15 protein-coding genes and 1 pseudogene are annotated in these 17,771 nt (G+C 48.2%); all 16 read left to right on the top strand.

What is annotated here, in order from left to right:
• Nucleotides 1-23: 23 nt before the first annotated feature.
• Nucleotides 24-1,370 (top strand): CCA tRNA nucleotidyltransferase, encoded by a 1,347-nt coding sequence (locus WG8_RS13705; protein WP_007430799.1) that lies wholly within the window; start codon nt 24-26, stop codon nt 1,368-1,370.
• The gene (locus tag WG8_RS13700; protein WP_007430798.1) at nt 1,363-2,337 is read left to right on the top strand and encodes a biotin--[acetyl-CoA-carboxylase] ligase; all 975 of its coding nucleotides are present in this window, start codon (nt 1,363-1,365) and stop codon (nt 2,335-2,337) included. Before WG8_RS13705 ends, WG8_RS13700 begins: the two co-directional genes overlap by 8 nt.
• Nucleotides 2,338-2,684: 347 nt before the next feature.
• A complete protein-coding gene (gene panB / locus WG8_RS13695) occupies nt 2,685-3,584 on the top strand; it encodes a 3-methyl-2-oxobutanoate hydroxymethyltransferase (protein ID WP_007430797.1) in 900 nt (299 codons plus the stop codon).
• Nucleotides 3,581-4,522: a pantoate--beta-alanine ligase gene (gene panC / locus WG8_RS13690; protein ID WP_007430796.1), complete on the top strand. Its 942-nt coding sequence runs from the start codon at nt 3,581-3,583 to the stop codon at nt 4,520-4,522. Before panB ends, panC begins: the two co-directional genes overlap by 4 nt.
• On the top strand, nt 4,515-4,898 hold the full coding sequence (gene panD / locus WG8_RS13685) for an aspartate 1-decarboxylase (protein ID WP_007430795.1): 384 nt from the start codon (nt 4,515-4,517) through the stop codon (nt 4,896-4,898). The genes panC and panD overlap by 8 nt, the downstream gene beginning before the upstream one ends.
• Before the next feature lie 82 nt (nt 4,899-4,980).
• On the top strand, nt 4,981-5,628 hold the full coding sequence (locus WG8_RS13680) for a tetratricopeptide repeat protein (protein ID WP_007430794.1): 648 nt from the start codon (nt 4,981-4,983) through the stop codon (nt 5,626-5,628).
• Between the two features lie 161 nt (nt 5,629-5,789).
• Nucleotides 5,790-8,657: an ATP-dependent DNA helicase DinG gene (dinG, locus tag WG8_RS13675; protein WP_007430793.1), complete on the top strand. Its 2,868-nt coding sequence runs from the start codon at nt 5,790-5,792 to the stop codon at nt 8,655-8,657.
• A 44-nt stretch (nt 8,658-8,701) separates the two neighbouring features.
• Nucleotides 8,702-9,355 (top strand): redox-sensing transcriptional repressor Rex, encoded by a 654-nt coding sequence (locus WG8_RS13670; RefSeq protein ID WP_007430792.1) that lies wholly within the window; start codon nt 8,702-8,704, stop codon nt 9,353-9,355.
• Complete coding sequence (locus WG8_RS13665; RefSeq protein WP_007430791.1) at nt 9,342-10,643, top strand: amidohydrolase; 1,302 nt, start codon at nt 9,342-9,344, stop codon at nt 10,641-10,643. Before WG8_RS13670 ends, WG8_RS13665 begins: the two co-directional genes overlap by 14 nt.
• Nucleotides 10,644-10,681: 38 nt before the next feature.
• A complete protein-coding gene (locus tag WG8_RS13660; protein WP_007430790.1) occupies nt 10,682-11,206 on the top strand; it encodes a cell wall elongation regulator TseB-like domain-containing protein in 525 nt (174 codons plus the stop codon).
• Nucleotides 11,207-11,862: 656 nt separating this feature from the next.
• Nucleotides 11,863-12,645 carry a (S)-acetoin forming diacetyl reductase gene (locus WG8_RS13655; RefSeq protein WP_007430789.1) on the top strand — a complete coding sequence of 261 codons (783 nt, stop codon included), beginning with the start codon at nt 11,863-11,865 and terminating at the stop codon, nt 12,643-12,645.
• A gap of 586 nt (nt 12,646-13,231) precedes the next feature.
• Nucleotides 13,232-13,765, top strand: a complete 534-nt coding sequence (locus tag WG8_RS13650; protein WP_007430788.1) for a hypothetical protein — start codon at nt 13,232-13,234, stop codon at nt 13,763-13,765.
• The gene (locus tag WG8_RS13645) at nt 13,758-15,260 is read left to right on the top strand and encodes an AAA family ATPase (RefSeq protein WP_007430787.1); all 1,503 of its coding nucleotides are present in this window, start codon (nt 13,758-13,760) and stop codon (nt 15,258-15,260) included. The genes WG8_RS13650 and WG8_RS13645 overlap by 8 nt, the downstream gene beginning before the upstream one ends.
• A 136-nt stretch (nt 15,261-15,396) precedes the next feature.
• The gene (locus tag WG8_RS13640; protein WP_007430786.1) at nt 15,397-16,269 is read left to right on the top strand and encodes a 3-hydroxyacyl-CoA dehydrogenase family protein; all 873 of its coding nucleotides are present in this window, start codon (nt 15,397-15,399) and stop codon (nt 16,267-16,269) included.
• Nucleotides 16,266-17,462: an acetate/propionate family kinase gene (locus WG8_RS13635; RefSeq protein ID WP_007430785.1), complete on the top strand. Its 1,197-nt coding sequence runs from the start codon at nt 16,266-16,268 to the stop codon at nt 17,460-17,462. The genes WG8_RS13640 and WG8_RS13635 overlap by 4 nt, the downstream gene beginning before the upstream one ends.
• Before the next feature lie 128 nt (nt 17,463-17,590).
• A pseudogene (locus tag WG8_RS28490) lies at nt 17,591-17,771 on the top strand (OB-fold nucleic acid binding domain-containing protein); the annotation flags it as partial.

Raw genomic sequence — 17,771 nt, 5'->3', positions numbered from 1 at the left:
ATATTTGCAAAGGGGGAAACCCTGTGAAGACAAATACCTGGCAATATGCGGATCAAGAGATGGCTCTTCATGGCAAAGAGGTCATACATACACTTACGACAGCAGGCCACGAGGCCTACTGGGTTGGCGGCTGTGTACGGGATGAACTATTAGGCCGCGCTATTCATGACATGGACCTGACCACTTCGGCTGAACCGGAACAGGTCATAGCCCTGTTCCCTCATGTCATTCCGACAGGAATTCAGCATGGGACGGTTACGGTCATGCAGGGCGGTCATGCATTCGAGGTAACCACATTTCGTACGGAGAGCGGCTACGCTGATCACCGCCGCCCAACGGAAGTTGCTTTTGTGAAGGAGATCCGGGAGGATCTGATGCGCCGTGATTTTACCATGAACGCGATCGCGATGGATGAATATGGAGAGCGAGTGGACCCGTTTGGAGGAGAAGCCGATTTGCGAGCTGCTCTTGTCCGTTGTGTGGGGCGAGCCGAGGAACGGTTTGAGGAGGACGGATTGCGGATGCTGCGCTGCATCCGTTTTGCCTCTGTTTTCCGTTTCCGCATCGCTTTCAACACCTGGAAAGGGATGATTCGACGTAGAGAAGGACTTCGATATATAGCGATGGAACGCGTGCGAGTCGAACTGGAAAAGATGCTGTCCGGACCGGACCCGCTACGCGGTCTGGACATGCTGAGCCGGAGCGGATTGCTGGCCTGTACAAAGGTGTCGGTTCCCTGGGAGCAATGTGAAGGGGACGCGCTTGGCGGGATCGTGCAGCTACCGGATGAACTGCGTTGGGGCCTGCTTTTGTTGTCTTGCAGACTGACCTCAGAGGCGGCGGACGAGCTGCTGAGAGCCTGGACCTTCTCCAACGCTGTACGTCTGCGACTGGTTCATCTGCTGGAATGGGAGACCGAGCTAGTCAGCCGTGCTGTTGCAATAGCTGGTGACTCCGATTCTGAAAAACATGACGACAGCCGCGATGAGGCACTCCGCCGCAACTGGATTCAACTATTAATTAAGCTGGGACGGGATACCGCTTCAGACTGGCTTGAGGTTTATCAAGTACTGCCTGCTTCATTTCGTGGATTATCGCTGGAGGCAGATCAGCATGTGGCACGGATGGCAGAATTGGCCAATTCATGGACAAAGCAAGCTGCAGTGATTCGTATTAAGGATTTAAACATTACAGGAAATATACTGGTTCAAGCGATGAATCGACGGGGTGGGCCTTGGCTGGGACAGACGATGGAATGGCTTTTACTGGCTGCCGCCTGCGGAGATATACCGAATGAAACAGAAGCATTGCTTCAGGAAGCGAAACGGGTGACGAAACAGGTGACAGAACAGGTGATAAGTAATGAATAATCATGAAAGATTGTTAGGCATACTGGAGGAGGGGGCATCCGATTATGTATCGGGTGAGGAAATCAGCCGCCGCCTCTCGGTCAGCCGTACGGCCATATGGAAGCAGATTAACAAGCTGCGTGAGCTGGGCTACACCATTGAAGCCTCCTCGCGTCGTGGCTACCGATTGGTGTCCCATCCAGACCGACTGGAGGTTTCCAAGCTGGCACGTGCATTGAATACCGAATCGTTCGGCCAACGTATCGTTATTCTGGATTCGACGGTCTCCACTCAGCAGGATGCCATGCGTTTGGCAGAAGAGGGGGCGCCGGAGGGGACAGTAGTGCTGGCGGAGGAGCAAACGGCAGGACGGGGACGTTTGGGTCGGAAGTGGTTTTCACCTCGTGGCAAAGGCGTCTGGATGAGCATTGTGCAGCGTCCCACCCAGCCCCTAGGCTTTACTCCCCAGCTGACACTGCTTACAGGTGTGGCGGTGTGCAGGGCCATTCGTCGGCTGACGGGTGTGGAGGCAGGCATCAAGTGGCCCAATGATCTGCTTATTCATGGCCGCAAAGTGTCCGGTATTTTGCTGGAATCCGCAACCGAGGATCAACGGGTCCGCTATTGTATTGCCGGCATCGGCATTGATGTGAATTTGAATACGGATGATTATCCTGAAGAATTAACTCAGTTGGGAACATCCTTGAAAATAGAAGCAGGGCGTGAAATTGACCGCACTGAATTGATTGCTGCGGTGCTGGAAGAGATGGAGCAGCTATGCAGGTTGTATGCGGAGCAGGGTTTCCAGCCGATAGCCATGCTGTGGGAGGCTTTATCGGTAACGATAAACCGCAGCGTACGAGCTCATACCGGACAAGGAATAGTGGTGGAAGGTATAGCCGTTGGTCTGGACCCATCAGGGGCACTAGTGGTAGAAACGGATCAGGGAGAGCGAATTCAGGTCATTTCAGGCGATATACAATTGTAAGAGCGAATATAGCTGTGAATAGCGCCCGGAATCGCTATGTTCCCTGTGCAAAACTTCACGTGAAAAATGGGATGTTTTTTGTTATACTGTGCAGGAGGCGGCATCGGACGGTCCGAGCTGCACTCCAAGGGCACATGCTCTACTTTAGCAAGTTTGTAAAACCATCATAACTTCATTTGAAGGTTACGTTGGATTCTGCTCTGAGCCGAACAGGACCGAGACAGAAGGGACGATCTCAAAATGAGTGTCTTTTTTGGCTGTTCGGACCTTTTAATGACGCACATATGCAGGCGTTCATAAAAGGTTATTTTTTGTGCCAAAAAAAAGATGGAAGGGAGCCATTCGCAATGGCGGGAAAACAAGCACTGAATATTGTGAAAATGAAAAAAATGAAGCAGGAGGGCATTCCGCTCAGTATGCTGACCGCGTATGATTATCCATCGGCTAAAATAGCCGAGGAGGCGGGAATAGACATGATTCTAGTGGGTGATTCACTGGGTAATGTGGTTCTTGGTTACGATTCGACCATTCCCGTAACTTTGGACGATATCGTGTACCACTCCCGGGCGGTAGCAAGAGGCGCGGAGCATACATTTATCGTAGCGGACATGCCTTTTATGACATACCACAGCAGCGTATCGGAAAGCCTTCAGGGCATCCGCCGTCTGATGCAGGAAGGACATGTGCATGCTGTCAAATTGGAAGGCGGAGCGGAAATTTCCGATGTCGTAAAAGCGACTGTTCGGGCAGGTGTACCTGTACTGGGACATATCGGTCTTACACCACAGGCAGTCAATCAGATTGGCGGCTATCGCATTCAAGGTAAGGACGAAGCAGACGCACGTCGGTTGATGGAGGATGCCAAGGCACTGGAGCAGGCGGGAGCCTTTGGCATTGTACTGGAACTGGTGACTGAGGAAGTCGCAACTGCCATTTCCAAAGAACTATCCATTCCGACCATTGGCATTGGCGCTGGACGCGGATGCGACGGCCAGGTGCTGGTCTACCACGATCTGATTCAATATGCATCGCCTTATTACAGCAAGCGCTTTGTCAAAACCTATGCCAATGTAGGCGGCTTGATCCGCAGCAGTATTGAGCAATATGTGAGCGATGTGAAGGGACGGGCCTTTCCGGCTGAAGAGCATGTGTTCAGTGCGGATGACCGTGTCGTGGAAGCTCTGTACGGTAAGGCTAAAGGACAGACACAGGAACAAGCTAAGGAAAAGGTGGAATCCCGGTCATGATCATCGTAAGAGAAGTGGCCGAGCTGCGACAGGCTATCGCTGAACGTCGCCAGCTTGGCGCAAATGGAGCAAAAGTGGTAAATGATTCTGCCTCTGTGCAGCAGCAGCATAAAGTCGGCTTTGTGCCGACGATGGGATATTTGCATGAAGGCCATGCGAGCTTGATGCAAAAGGCGCGTGAAATGTCAGATACAGTGGTGCTCAGCATTTTCGTCAACCCGATTCAATTTGGACCTAATGAAGATCTGGACAGCTATCCTCGGGATGAAGCACGTGACCTGGAGGTAGCACGGCGTGAGGGCGTGGATATTGTGTTTTTGCCAACTGTAGCAGAAATGTATCCACAGCCAACCCGAACCAAGATTCACGTATCCGCCTTGACCGAACGCTTGTGCGGCGCTTCACGTCCAGGACACTTTGATGGTGTGACGACAGTGGTAGCGAAGCTGTTTAACATGGTCAATCCTGATCTGGCCTTCTTTGGTATGAAGGACGCGCAGCAGGTTGCTGTGCTCCAGCAGATGGTGACCGATCTCAATATGAATGTGACGATTATACCTTGCCCTATCGTTAGAGAGGCTGACGGTTTGGCGCTGAGCTCGCGCAATGTGTATTTGAGTGCAGAGCAGCGGGAGCAGGCACTGGTGCTGTCCCGGTCACTGCGCAAGGTGCGTGAAGTGAGCGAGGATGTTGTCCGAAATACGTTTACGATTCGTCAGATACACCAAATGGTGGAGTCCACCATTACTTCCTCGCCTTTGGCGGACATTGACTACATTGAAATATTAACTTTTCCCGGCTTGGAGCCAATTCTTCCTGAGCAGCGGCTAAGTGATGTTGAAGAGGACATCATTGTAGCGCTGGCTGTGAAATTTGGGAACACCCGACTGATTGACAATATAAGATTACAGAAAGCGGAGGTGCTTTCCCATGTTTAGAACGATGATGAAATCGAAAATTCACCGGGCGACGGTGACTGAAGCCAATCTTAATTATGTGGGGAGTATTACGATTGATGAGGATTTGATGGAGACATCCGATCTGCTGGAAAATGAAAAGGTTCAAATTGTGAATAATAACAATGGAGCGCGGCTGGAAACCTATGTTATCCCTGGACCGCGTGGCAGCGGCGTGATCTGCCTCAACGGTGCGGCAGCGCGTCTGGTGCAGCCTGGTGATACGGTCATTATTATTTCCTACGCTTCGATGTCAAATGAGGAGGCAAAAACATACAAACCGACTGTAGTATTCGTGGATGAGCATAATAAACCAGCTCAGACGGCGAATAAGGAAGTACACGCTACGATCATGTAATGAATGGGAGTGCGGATGAAACCCGCCCTTTAGGCGAAAAATGTGAGTGTACTAATCCATCTTTCGTAAGGGCGGGATGCACATGTTCCAGCATGTATTCGCAGAAATGAACAGCATGTTAGATGATATCGTGAAGCATTACCCATCAGCCCAAGGCTCGCGCAAACAGGAGCTGCTGCAGCATTGGAGCTTGCTGCGGAAAATGAGTGACAGAATTATGGATGAATGGCTGGCCTTTGAGGAAAAAATGGTTTGCCTGCGAGCGGCCGGTTTTTCCGCAGAGTCCGATATGTCTGACACGGAGCTAACTGGAAAGGAACAGCCTGAAAAAGAGCTGCCTGCCTATAATCGGGGACAAGGATATTATCAACTGCTTATGTACCCTGAGGCAATTCAACAGTTCGAGCAGGTATTACAGCATTTTCCGAACAGCTGGCAAAGTCGTATGTATTTAGGAATGGCGTATTTTCAACTGGAGGATACAGCGCAGGCTGTACGCCATTTTGAGCAGGTGCTTGACCTGACTGAGCAGCCGACACTCAAGGCGGCCATCTATAACGCGCTTGGCTGTCTGATGGCCAAACAGGCTGACGTAGCGGCTGCGCAAAAATGTTTTGCTCTCGCGCACCAGCTTGATCCTGCGATGCCCGAGCCCTTGCACAATATGGAAGCCTGTTTGTTCGGTACCGAAATGCTTCGCTACGACAGCTCGATGATGACCTGGATGTAGCTGTTGTCAGACACCGGGTAAGACGATGCATGCCCACCTTCCCAGGCGGCGTGTGCATCGTCTTTTTTGGCTGTCTTAATTTCCAAAAAGGCGATCTTCTGATATGCTGTTATACAGAGTTATTATTTTTTGTATGTGTCAAAAGAAAGGATTAAGCCCGAATGAAATTTGCGGTATTGGATTTTGAAACGACAGGCACCCAGTCCGCGGATGACATCATTCAAGTCGGACTTGCAATTATAGATCATGATAACAGCATTTCCCGTGTTTACGGTTCTTATGTGAACCCTGGCAGACCCATTCCGCCTTTTATTACGGGGTTGACCGGAATTACAGACGATGACGTCAAGGATGCTCCTGCACTTGAAGAGATGATGATGGAGCTTGTCCCTTTGCTGGATGATGTTGTCCTGGTCGGTCATAATGTGGCATTTGATTTTAATTTTTTGCAAAACGCTTTAGATCGGTGCGGATACCTGCCGTTTAGCGGCAGAATTTTGGATACGATGGATTTTCTGAAAATCATGTTTCCATCGCTCTCCTCCTATCAACTCGGATTTGTTTCTTCTGAGTTCGGGCTGGCTCATGATCGCCCCCATCAAGCAGACAGTGACGCGCTGGCTACGGCTGAGGTGTTCTTAAAGTGTCTGGCTGAGCTTCAAGCGTTGCCTTTAATCACGATACAGCGGCTCAGCGATTTGTTTGCAGAGGAAGACAGTGATCTTGGCTGGTTTCTTGACGGGGTGCGTGAAGAGAAAGAGCTTGATCCCATTCAGGATTTGGATGGGCATCAGTTTTATCGTCAGCTTGCACTGAAGGTGGAGGATTGGACAGAGCTGGCAGCTCCGCGCAGAGAAGATGATCCGAATCCGCTGTCGGGTGTTTCCTTTGAGGAATACATGGATGATGTGCGAAATCAATTGCGTTCATCCTTGAGCCAATACGAGGAGCGCGAAGCGCAGGTACAAATGATAGAGGATGTAAATCAGGCGCTGAGTGAAGACAAGCATTTGTTGATCGAGGCAGGTACAGGGACAGGCAAGTCCCTCGGTTATTTGCTTCCATCACTGTATCACAGTGTAAAATATGGACAGCGGGTTACGGTAAGTACGCATACCATCAATCTGCAGGAGCAGTTGCGCGAGCGCGATATTCCGATGCTGACGAAGGTGATTCCGTTTCCGTTCCGGGCTGCCATTTTTAAGGGTCGGGGGCATTATTTGTGTCTGCGCAAGTTTGAACATAAAATAAACAGAAGAGACTTCGCAACACCAAAGGAAGATTTAATAACGGCGGCTCAGATGATCGTCTGGCTGACGCTGACAGAAACCGGTGATGATGAAGAACTGAATCTGAGCAATCGTGGCGGAGATTTTTGGGAAACGGTAGCAAGTGATTCCGAGTCCTGTCTTGGCCGCTCCTGCCCGTGGTTCCGCAAATGCTTTTATCATCGTGCGCGTCATGAGGCGGGAATATCGGATGTGGTTATTACGAATCATTCCAAGCTGTTTACGGATGTCAAGGCAAGCCATCAGCTGTTGCCAAGCTACGAGCATCTGGTCATTGATGAAGCACACCATCTGGAGGAGGTCGCTGGCAAGCATCTGGGCATGCATATGAAATATTTCACACTCGTTCATACGTTGACCAGACTGTTCAAAGACAGCAAGAATGGACAGCTGCCTTCATTGCGTCAGCAGTTGGTGAAGTCTGGACATGAGAAGTCGGCAGATTGGGCTTCAATCATCGACCAGCTATATCCGCTTGTGCTGGAGGTCAAGGAAACATGGGATTTGCTGAGCGACAAGCTATTTGGTATGCTGCCGGAGCGAAGTGATGCGACACCGGGTGAAACAGGACAATTTTCTTCTCGTCTCAAGCCGTCGGCCAAGCCTGCCAAGTGGGATCAAGCGTCTGCGCTGGAAAATCAGTTAAATGTCACACTAAGCGAAATTTTGCGCAAGGGTGACAAGCTCATGCTGGACGTAAAGGAAGAATATGATGATTATGCGGCTGACAGCCTTATTACGGATATTACAGGACTGCTCAAGGATTTAGCCGGAATCAAGGAGAATTTGCGTCTCTTTATACGTCTTGATGATGAGACGACCGTCTACTGGCTTGAAGCGAGTGGGCAATTCCGCAGTAAATCATTGCAATTTTATGCAGTGCCTGTAGATGTGAGCCGCCAGCTGAAAGAAATGTTTTTTGACAAAAAAAGAAGCATTATTCTGACCTCAGCTACTTTGTCGGTGGATAAATCGTTTCAGTACATGACCGATCAGCTCGGTTTGCAGGAAGCTGCAGATGAGGGACGGCTGATGACTTCGCAGCTCCCGTCACCCTTTAACTACAGGGATCAGGTGCTGCTGGTCATTCCCCGCGATTTCCCGAGTGTAAAGGGCAGTGTAGGAGATGCGCATTTTGTTAATATGCTTGTCAGCTCGCTAGGCGCGACTGCACAGGCGACCCGGGGGAGAATGCTCGTTCTGTTTACCTCTTACCGTATGCTCCGGCAAGTGTATGAGCCGCTCAAAGAGGCATTGTCTTCCAGCGACATCACTGTGCTGGGACAGGGTGTAGACAGTGGGAGCCGCAGCAAGCTCACCCGGCGTTTTCAGGAGGCCAAGGCTTCTGTATTGCTGGGAACCAGCAGCTTCTGGGAGGGTGTTGATATTCCAGGCGAGGCGCTGACGTGTTTGGCCATCGTCCGTCTGCCGTTTCAACCGCCGAATCACCCGTTGCTGGAGGCGAAAAGCGAGCTGCTGCAGCAGCAGAAGAAAAATCCATTTATGAAGCTGTCTGTTCCACAGGCAGTCATTCGCTTTAAACAGGGGTTCGGGCGTTTGGTACGTACAGCGAGCGACCACGGGGTCGTCATCGTTTACGATACACGTGTCATCGAATCCTATTACGGAAAGCACTTTTTGTACTCATTACCGGGACCAAAAATGGAGCATATGCCGACGGAGCAAATGGTGCCCCGCATCTCTGAATGGCTCCAATCCGCCCCGGAGACTGAGGCATAACGGACGGACATGAGACATGTCCGTTACAATTAGGGGGAGCAAGTATGAAATCAGAAAAAATTTCTGAGGCAGTTGTACGGAGGTTGCCCGTATATCTACGCTATCTGAATGCACTGAACAAAAGGGAAGTGGCTACGGTTTCTTCCCAGGATCTGGGGCAAAGGCTGAATTTGAATCCGGCCCAAATCCGCAAGGATCTCGCATACTTTGGAGATTTTGGCCGAAAGGGTATCGGCTATGATGTGACTTATCTGATTGAAAAAATACGTCATATCCTAAAAATTGACCAGCAAATCAACGTTGCATTGGTCGGAGCAGGTAATCTGGGGCAAGCCCTCTCGAATTATAATGCTTACTTAAAAGACAATATGAAAATTGTAGCCGTATTTGATGCTGTTCCTGAGAAGACCGGAACGATGATCAATACGCTGGTCGTTCAGCCAATGGATCAATTGGAGGCGACTGTGAAAGAAAAAAATATTCGGATCGGGATTATTACTGTACCGGATTTCGAAGCGCAACACGTGGCCGACAAGCTGATTGAGTGTGGTATTGAAGCGATCCTGAACTTTGCACCGATCATTCTGAAAACCCCGGACAACATCCGGGTACATACCACAGATTTTACAACCGATTTGCTAAGCCTCGCTTATTATTTAGAGGATGGAAAGGAAGAATCGCAAGATGACAGTGAATAAATGGATGATTAAAAACGGCTCCTTTGCCGTAAACGGACCTGAAGCCGGGGTAATCCATGGCTATATGATTGTGGAGGATAGCCGGATTACTTACATTGGCGAGACTTTGCCTGCAGGAGAGGAAGATACAGAAGCATTTGACGGCAAAGGCTTGCTCTTTTTACCAGGTCTGATTAATACGCATGGTCATGCGGCGATGTCACTGCTGCGTGGGTATGGCGATGATTTGGCACTTCAAGTATGGCTTCAGGAGAAAATGTGGCCGATGGAAGCCAAATTTACAGCTTCAGATGTATACTGGGGTACTTCCTTGTCTGTGCTGGAAATGCTGAAAGGCGGTACGACGACCTTCCTGGACATGTACGATCATATGGATGAGGTGGCTCGTGTAGCTGAAGAGTCAGGCATTCGTGCGAGTCTGATGCGTGGAGCGATTGGATTATGCTCAGAGGAGGAGCAGCGAATCAAGCTGGCTGAGGCTGTGACTTTTGCACGTAACTGGCATGGCAAGGCGGATGGTCGCATTACAACAATGATGTCTCCACATGCGCCATACACATGTCCGCCTGCATTTATCGAAAAATTTGTACAGGCTGCGCATGATTTGAATTTACCGCTGCACACCCACATGTCCGAGACTATTGCCGAAGTTGAGCAAAACGTACGTGATTATGGCTTGCGTCCAGTTGCACATTTGGATAAGCTCGGCTTTTTCTCCCGTCCTTCGCTTGTTGCCCATGCCGTTCATTTGAACGACGAGGAAATAGCCTTGCTGGCTGAACGTGGTGTAGCGGTTTCCCATAATCCGGGCAGCAACCTGAAGCTGGCAAGTGGTGTAGCAAGAGTGCCTGAGCTGCTGCGTGCAGGGGTTACCGTTTCGCTCGGTACGGATGGTCCTGCCAGCAATAATAATCTGGATATGTTTGAGGAAATGCGTCTGGCTGCTCTCATTCATAAGGGAGTATCCGGTGATCCTACGGCAGTTCCTGCGAATGAAGCACTGCGTCTGGCAACCGAGTACGGCGCGAAGTCGATTGGTTTAAATGAGGTGGGAGTGCTGGCAGCAGGCAACAAGGCTGACTTTATCGCGTTGGATCTGAATCAGGCGCATTTCCTGCCGCGTACGGACCTTATTTCCCATGCTGTATACTCTGCAAGTGCCAAGGATGTGGCCCATGTGTGGGTAGACGGTCGTCAGGTCGTGAAAAACGGTGAGTGCCTGACGATGGACGAGGAACGCATCAAACATGAGGCACAAGCCGCCTTTGAAGGGCTGCTGTCGCGCTAATTCAGGTGTCACATCCCCTTAGAGAGGAAGCACAGGTTTTGAAAAATAAGAAAAAATGGATAGCGGTCGCTATTTTGGCCGTGATACTGATCCTGGTCAGCATGTTCTGGTATTATTCTTATGTTACGCAAGACCAGGTGGCCGAGAGGAATGCCGCTATCATAAAGGCCAAGCAATCGGGTGGTCTGGTCAGCACGACTCGTACATGGAAGTCAGTATGGAGTCAGATATATTGGGTAGTTCAAGGGAAAAATGCCCAAAATGAAAATATAATGGTGTGGGTTCCCTTTCAAAAAATGGAGGGACAGCCTAATGTACCTGCCGCAGATAATAGTGGTGTCCATACCGAGCTATTGAAAAACGGAGTCGACGAGGAGAAAATGACGGCAATTATTGAGCAGCAGCTTCCAGATGCAGAGATCGTGAGCCTCCAGCCAAGTGTGTTCAATGGCGAATATGTGTGGCAGCTGTTTTACAATGATGGAAGCCATCATAACTATACCTTTTACCGTTTCTCAGATGGGGGATCGACAGGGGTAAAGTATACATTGCCTAATTACTAGAGTGATGTTGAGGTGGGGATTGGTGGTTTTGGAGTGTTGGGAGCGCCAGGAGAGCTTGGGAGCGCTGCGCAGTCCATTTGATCTTACGATCGCTATTGCTACGGGATTCTTTATTATATTAAATATTTCAAGGGTAAGAATCCCATAGCAAAGGCGAACGCTTCGCTTCTTCAGATTCAAATGGCCCACTCCGCTGGCTGACCGCCATGAAGTCACTCCAAACACCAGGGAGTTGAGGGTAGGGGGTGTTACGGACGCCGGGCTGCGCTTGTCTCCGTTTTGAGCTTTACATCTGTCAATCTTGTTCCCGGATTTTTAACTTTTAAACTCAGTTTATATAGCTTGGAATGATTGAAAGCTAAGAAAAAAACGTAAATGCGATTTAAATCGTATTTACGTTTTTTAGTTTTTATGTTTGATTAGTATGTATCATGGAATGACAGCGATGGGAAGCACCATCTTGCCTGCGAGTGGCTCCACATGTATCTTTCAAGCTTGCTTGAATTTCCCTTAAAGAGTCTAAATATGAAGTCTATTACATATATCATAATAATTTTTTCCTAAAAATGGTTTAATCATAGATGCGGACTAACGTAACCCATAATTTTGTGGCTATGTTATCATGACTACTTATTCACCAAAGGAGATTCATGAACATGGGAAAAATGGATGGGAAAGTTGCATTGGTAACAGGTGGAGGTCAAGGGATTGGGCGGGCTATCGCTTTACGTCTGAGTCAAGATGGCTTCGCCGTGGCAGTCGTAGATTTGAATGAAGAAACGGCTAAAAGTGTGGCTGATGAAATTACAAAGGCAGGAGGGCGCTCGATTGCGCTTAAAGTCGATGTTTCCAACCGGGATCAGGTTTTTGCCGCCGTCAAGGAGACAACTGACAAACTCGGTGGATTTGATGTTATCGTGAATAATGCGGGGATTGCTCCTGCCAAGCTGTTGGAAGATGTTACACTGGCTGATTTTGATAAGTTGTTTCATATCAATGTGACCAGTGTACTGTGGGGCATTCAGGCGGCCGCAGCCCAATTTAGAGAGCTGGGTCATGGGGGTAAAATCATTAATGCCTCTTCACAGGCAGGTCATGTCGGTAACGCCAATCTGGGCATTTACTCTGCAACTAAATTTGCAGTTCGAGCATTAACACAAACCGCGGCTCAGGAATATGCGCAATATGGCATTACAGTCAACGCCTACTGTCCCGGTATTGTACAAACTCCGATGTGGAGTGGAATTGATAAAGAAATTACGGCCTCCAAAGGCGAAGCTATAGGCGATGCCACCAAGGAATTCGGCAGCAAAATTGCGCTTGGTCGTCTCTCTACACCGGAAGATGTATCAGCCTTCGTCTCCTTCCTGGCAGGTCCGGATTCCGATTACATGACAGGACAATCCCCTCTGATCGACGGCGGCATGATGTTCCTATAAAGGATTATGTATTGTAAAAGCAGGAGTAACTGAAAGAACGCAAAGAAAGCCGAAATAGGGAAATAAATCTAGACATCAGAAGTAAAATAAAAAAAGACGTAAATACGACGAAATTCGTATTTACGTCTTTTTAACTACCAACCCTGCGGAGCTTGGCTGAAAGCCAGCGAAGCATCCTTACCTACCCAACTTTCCTGCTAAGGCAAAATTCATCTTTATGGCGGGCAGCAGCGGAGTGGAGGATTTGAATCTGGAGAAGCGGAGCGTTCGCCTTTGCCATGGGATTCTAACCTTTAAATGTTTTATACCATCAAGAGAATCCCATGGCAACAGCGATCGCAAGATCAAATCCTACACGCAGCGTCTCCCCCACCCACCCATAACCAATGATTTTGCCTAACCTCAACTTCCCCACACATTGCCTTCGATATTCAATATACGATATGATATACTATATTTCTGAGTGATAGACAAATATGATAGAAAAAAGCTTGCTGATTGCTGCAAGTTCAAGATCATAAGTCTGGTTGTTGTTGACATTCGTCCCGTTTCTTCTTTGTTTTACATTTTGAGAGGAGGATGTTATTTGAAATTGCGTGTAGTTCCTATCGTTGTTGCGGCAGTTTTGGCAGCATCGCTGTTGTTTGGAGGATGGTTCATTTACCGTCAGGTTACAATGCAAAATCCTCTGGAAACATTGGTTACTCAATATCCCGGCGTGACAAGCGCTCAAATAGATATTAAACCGGAAGAGGTTGTATTGAAACTGGATCTCAAGCCACAGGCAGATGTGGCCGGATTGGTCAATGTAGTTAAGCAAAAAGGACAGTCCATCATCGGTAGCCGTACCATCAAGCTGGACATTGCAGATCATTCCAATTCAGCACTGAATCAATGGTGGTCTGAGGCTATGTTCCCCGTAGCGGAAGCGATGGAAAATAAAAAATATACTCAAATTTCATCTACCGTTGAGCAGATGAAAAAGAAAAAGACGGGTATTCAGGCTGATACTGATATGGATTCGAACAATGTCTATATCCGACTCAGCGAAGGTAAAGCGACCAAGTTTATCGTTTTGCCACGTCAATCTCAGCAAATGGGGGTATGGCCTAATGCCTAGATGGATCAAGGAAGCACTAATCGGCATTGTGCCGGTAACTATCATATTTCTCATCTTTATTGGGGTGAACATTATCCCTCTGCTGATCGTAGGTATCATGATCAGCGGCTTGTTGATGCTCATGCATGCGCGCGGTGGCTTGGCTGTGGGTGCCGGTCAAGAGCGTAAACGTAAAAAAAATGGCCCGGACAAGCTGACCTTTGAAGAAATCGGCGGACAAGAAAGCGCCAAGCAGGAGCTGCGCGAGGCCATGGACTTTTTGAATCGGCATGATGAAATTTCCAAATTTGGTATTCGTCCGATAAAAGGCATTTTGCTCACAGGCCCTCCGGGAACCGGGAAAACATTGATGGCGAAGGCAGCTGCACATTATACCAATTCTGTATTTGTTGCTGCCTCAGGCAGTGAATTTGTTGAAATGTACGTTGGTGTGGGTGCAGGCCGTATCCGTGAGCTGTTCCGCGAGGCGCGCACCCGTGCCGCTAAGGAAAAGAAGGAAAATGCGATTATTTTTATTGATGAGATTGATGTAATTGGCGGTAAGCGTGAGGGTGGACAGCAGCGTGAGTATGATCAGACCCTGAATCAGCTGCTGACAGAAATGGATGGCATTTATTCAACGGATACGCCACGTATTTTGCTTATTGCGGCTACTAACCGTAAAGAAATGCTGGACAGTGCTTTAACTCGTCCAGGACGCTTTGACCGTCATATTCAAGTGGATTTGCCCGATAAAAAGGGTCGTCTTCATATTCTGGAAATCCATGCCAAAAATAAACCGATTCAGGAAGATGCGAATCTGGACAAAATTGCTGAAGAATCCTATGGCTTTTCCGGTGCACAGCTGGAAAGCGTCATGAATGAAGCGGCCATCTATGCGATGAGACAGGAAGAGAAGATGATTGCCCAGAAACATCTGTCGATGGCCATTGACAAGGTGATGATGGGCGAGAAAACGGACCGTGAATCAACGCTGGAAGAGAAAAAGCGTGTAGCCATTCATGAACTGGGACATGCTATTATGGCCGAAATCGTTCGTCCCGGCAGTGTGAGCCAGGTTGCGCTCAGCCCACGCGGGAAAGCGCTCGGCTATGTGCGTCACAATCCACAGCAAGAGCATTATCTATATACCAAGCAGTTCCTGGAGGAGCAGATTATGATCTCCCTCGCCGGGGCTGTAGCGGAGGAAATCTACTATGGCGGTCGCAGTACAGGCTCAAGTAATGATTTTGAGCAGGCGCTGAATATCGTTCATACAATGATGACCTCCGGTTTGACTTCACTTGGGATTATTAACATGGATATGGTAACAAAAGAAGAACTTATGCGGGAAAACAGCCAGATTATGGATGGACTTCATACCCGAACTTTGGACTTGCTTGAGAAGCATCGCCCTGTGTTCGACAACTCTCTTGACATCCTGATGAAGGAAGAAACACTGTCCGGAGACCAATTTAGATGTCAATTTAGTGAAAATGCTTTATTACCAGCATAATTTTTTATGCTGGTTATTTTTTTTTACTTTTAGTCCGTGCTAAGATATTATTATCTATTGGAACATAAACATGTATTTTTCGACAAAGAAGGATACAATATATGAGAATGACCAGGAAAGGGTGGAATTAAGAAACATGCAATTTAAAAAAATCGGCGTCATCGGCGGCGGCACCATGGGCCAAGGTATTTCTGAAATGCTCGCGTCCAAAGGAATTGATGTGCTGCTGGTAGAGCAGACACCAGAGAAACTAGACTACGCCTACAATATGATTGAAACGAGTCTGGACAAACAGCTGGAAAAGTGGGCAATCACTCAAGCGGAGAAGAAATTGATTTTATCCCGCATTCAAAAAGTATCCCATTTGGCGGAGCTTGGCGGTTGTGATATGGTCATTGAGACCATTACAGAAAACCTGGACGAGAAGAAAACCGTTTTCCAAGAGCTGGACCATGTGTGTCCAAGCAACATTATTCTTGCAAGTAATACATCCACGCTGAGCCTGACCGAGCTTGCGAGCTCGACCAAGTATCCAGAGCGTGTGATTGGCATGCACTTTATTTATCCGGTATCCCGCATTGATCTTGTAGAAATTATTCGTGGCTTGAAAACTTCGGACGATACGTTTGAGAACACTAAAATGTTTGTTGAAGAAGTAGTAGAGAAAAAAGGGGTTATGATCTATGAATCCCCAGGCTTCGTAACAAGCCGTATCATTTGCTTGCTGATCAATGAAGCAGCACATGTGCTTCAAGAGGGTGTAGCTTCCGCTGAAGATATCGACGATGCTATGCGAATCGGCTACAGCTTCCAAAACGGTCCTTTGGAAATGGCTGACCGCTTTGGTCTGGATTCCGTTTTGGCCGCTCTGGAGCGGATGTTCCGCGAATTCGGCGAATTGAAATATCGTCCGTCCATCGTCTTGAAGAAAATGGTGCGTGCAGGTAATCTGGGCGTAAAATCGGGCGAAGGGTTCTTTAAGTACGACAAGGATGGTGACCGGATATGAAAATTCTCGTAATCAATGCAGGGAGTTCTTCCCTGAAATACCAACTGTATGATATGACGGATGAGTCCGTTTTGGCGAAAGGTCTGGTCGAGCGTATCGGTATGGACTCTTCCATCCTGACGCATAAGCCAACGGGCAAAGAAGAATATACTGAAGTTAGCGAAATTCTGGAGCATACCACAGCGGTCCGTAAAGTGCTCAATGCACTTACAGATGCGGAGCATGGTGTGATTTCCAGCGTTAGCGAAATTGAGGCTGTAGGCCATCGCGTGGTTCATGGAGGAGAGATCTTCAAGCAGTCAGCGCTTATAACGCCTGAAGCAAAAAGTGAAATCCGTCGCCTGTTCGACCTTGCGCCACTGCATAACCCGCCTTCCATGATGGGGATTAGAGCCGCAGAAGCAAATATGCCAAATGTGCCGCAGACTGTAATATTTGATACCTCGTTCCACCAAACGATGCCTGAGAAAGCTTACATGTACGCTATTCCACGGGTGTTGTACAATAAGTACAAGGTACGTCGTTACGGTGCCCATGGTACTTCACATGATTTTGTTAGTAAGGAAGCTGCCAAATTCCTGGGTCGTCCTCTGGAAGATTTGAAGATCATTACTTGTCATATCGGTAATGGCGGTAGTATAACAGCAGTCCAAGGTGGCTTGTCTGTAGATACTTCCATGGGTATGACTCCACTGGAAGGACTTATGATGGGTACACGTAGTGGTGATTTGGACCCTGCAATCGTGCCTTATGTTATGAACAAAGAAGAATTGACGGTCAATGAAGTTAACTCCATGCTGAACAAGCACAGTGGACTTTTAGCGATTTCCGGTATCAGCAGTGATATGCGTGAAGTCACAGAAGGTATGGAAAAAGGCGAAGCTAATTCTACATTGGCATTCGAAATGTATGAATACCGTCTGCGTAAATACATTGGCTCGTATGCTGCGGCAATGAACGGGGTAGACGTGATTGTATTTACAGCAGGTGTGGGCGAGAATTCCGCTGTTCTGCGTAAGAGAGTGTTGGAGCAACTGACATTCCTCGGTATCGAGCTGGATGAATCACTGAACGCTATTCGCTCTGGTGAGCCTCGTCGGATTACAACGGCAAATTCCAAGGTAGAAGTATTGGTTATTCCAACGAACGAAGAACTGGTTATTGCCCGTGACACGTTCCGTTTGGTACAATAACTTAGCTGAAATAAAATGAATTTTATGCATACATACATACTTTAGCATGTATGTATTAACCAGTTGAGAACAAACAGCCTGACCCTAGGGAAGGGCTGTTTGATTTTCGGTTAAGAGGAGAGACGTTTATGACGAATAAAAGTACGATTGCCCAAGTAGGCCGCCATGTAGGGGAAACGGTTACAATCGGCGCTTGGGTAAACAATAAAAGATCTAGCGGTAAAATTCAGTTTCTGCAACTGCGTGACGGTAGCGGATATATTCAAGGGGTTATCGTAAAAAGTGAAGTGTCTGAGGACATTTGGAATG

It is taken from the genome of Paenibacillus sp. Aloe-11 (assembly GCF_000245715.1).
GTDB lineage: Bacteria > Bacillota > Bacilli > Paenibacillales > Paenibacillaceae > Paenibacillus > Paenibacillus kribbensis.
The sequence above is the reverse complement of the archived record's forward strand: the minus strand, read 5'-3'. Positions and strand labels throughout refer to the sequence as shown.

Bases quoted from the DNA above. Each gene is read 5' to 3' on its own strand.
- WG8_RS13700 (WP_007430798.1), top strand. From the start codon at position 1,363: ATGAATAATCATGAAAGATTGTTAGGCATACTGGAGGAGGGGGCATCC.
- panB (WP_007430797.1), top strand. From the start codon at position 2,685: ATGGCGGGAAAACAAGCACTGAATATTGTGAAAATGAAAAAAATGAAG.
- panC (WP_007430796.1), top strand. From the start codon at position 3,581: ATGATCATCGTAAGAGAAGTGGCCGAGCTGCGACAGGCTATCGCTGAA.
- panD (WP_007430795.1), top strand. From the start codon at position 4,515: ATGTTTAGAACGATGATGAAATCGAAAATTCACCGGGCGACGGTGACT.
- WG8_RS13680 (WP_007430794.1), top strand. From the start codon at position 4,981: ATGTTCCAGCATGTATTCGCAGAAATGAACAGCATGTTAGATGATATC.
- dinG (WP_007430793.1), top strand. From the start codon at position 5,790: ATGAAATTTGCGGTATTGGATTTTGAAACGACAGGCACCCAGTCCGCG.
- WG8_RS13670 (WP_007430792.1), top strand. From the start codon at position 8,702: ATGAAATCAGAAAAAATTTCTGAGGCAGTTGTACGGAGGTTGCCCGTA.
- WG8_RS13665 (WP_007430791.1), top strand. From the start codon at position 9,342: ATGACAGTGAATAAATGGATGATTAAAAACGGCTCCTTTGCCGTAAAC.
- WG8_RS13655 (WP_007430789.1), top strand. From the start codon at position 11,863: ATGGGAAAAATGGATGGGAAAGTTGCATTGGTAACAGGTGGAGGTCAA.
- WG8_RS13645 (WP_007430787.1), top strand. From the start codon at position 13,758: ATGCCTAGATGGATCAAGGAAGCACTAATCGGCATTGTGCCGGTAACT.
- WG8_RS13640 (WP_007430786.1), top strand. From the start codon at position 15,397: ATGCAATTTAAAAAAATCGGCGTCATCGGCGGCGGCACCATGGGCCAA.
- WG8_RS13635 (WP_007430785.1), top strand. From the start codon at position 16,266: ATGAAAATTCTCGTAATCAATGCAGGGAGTTCTTCCCTGAAATACCAA.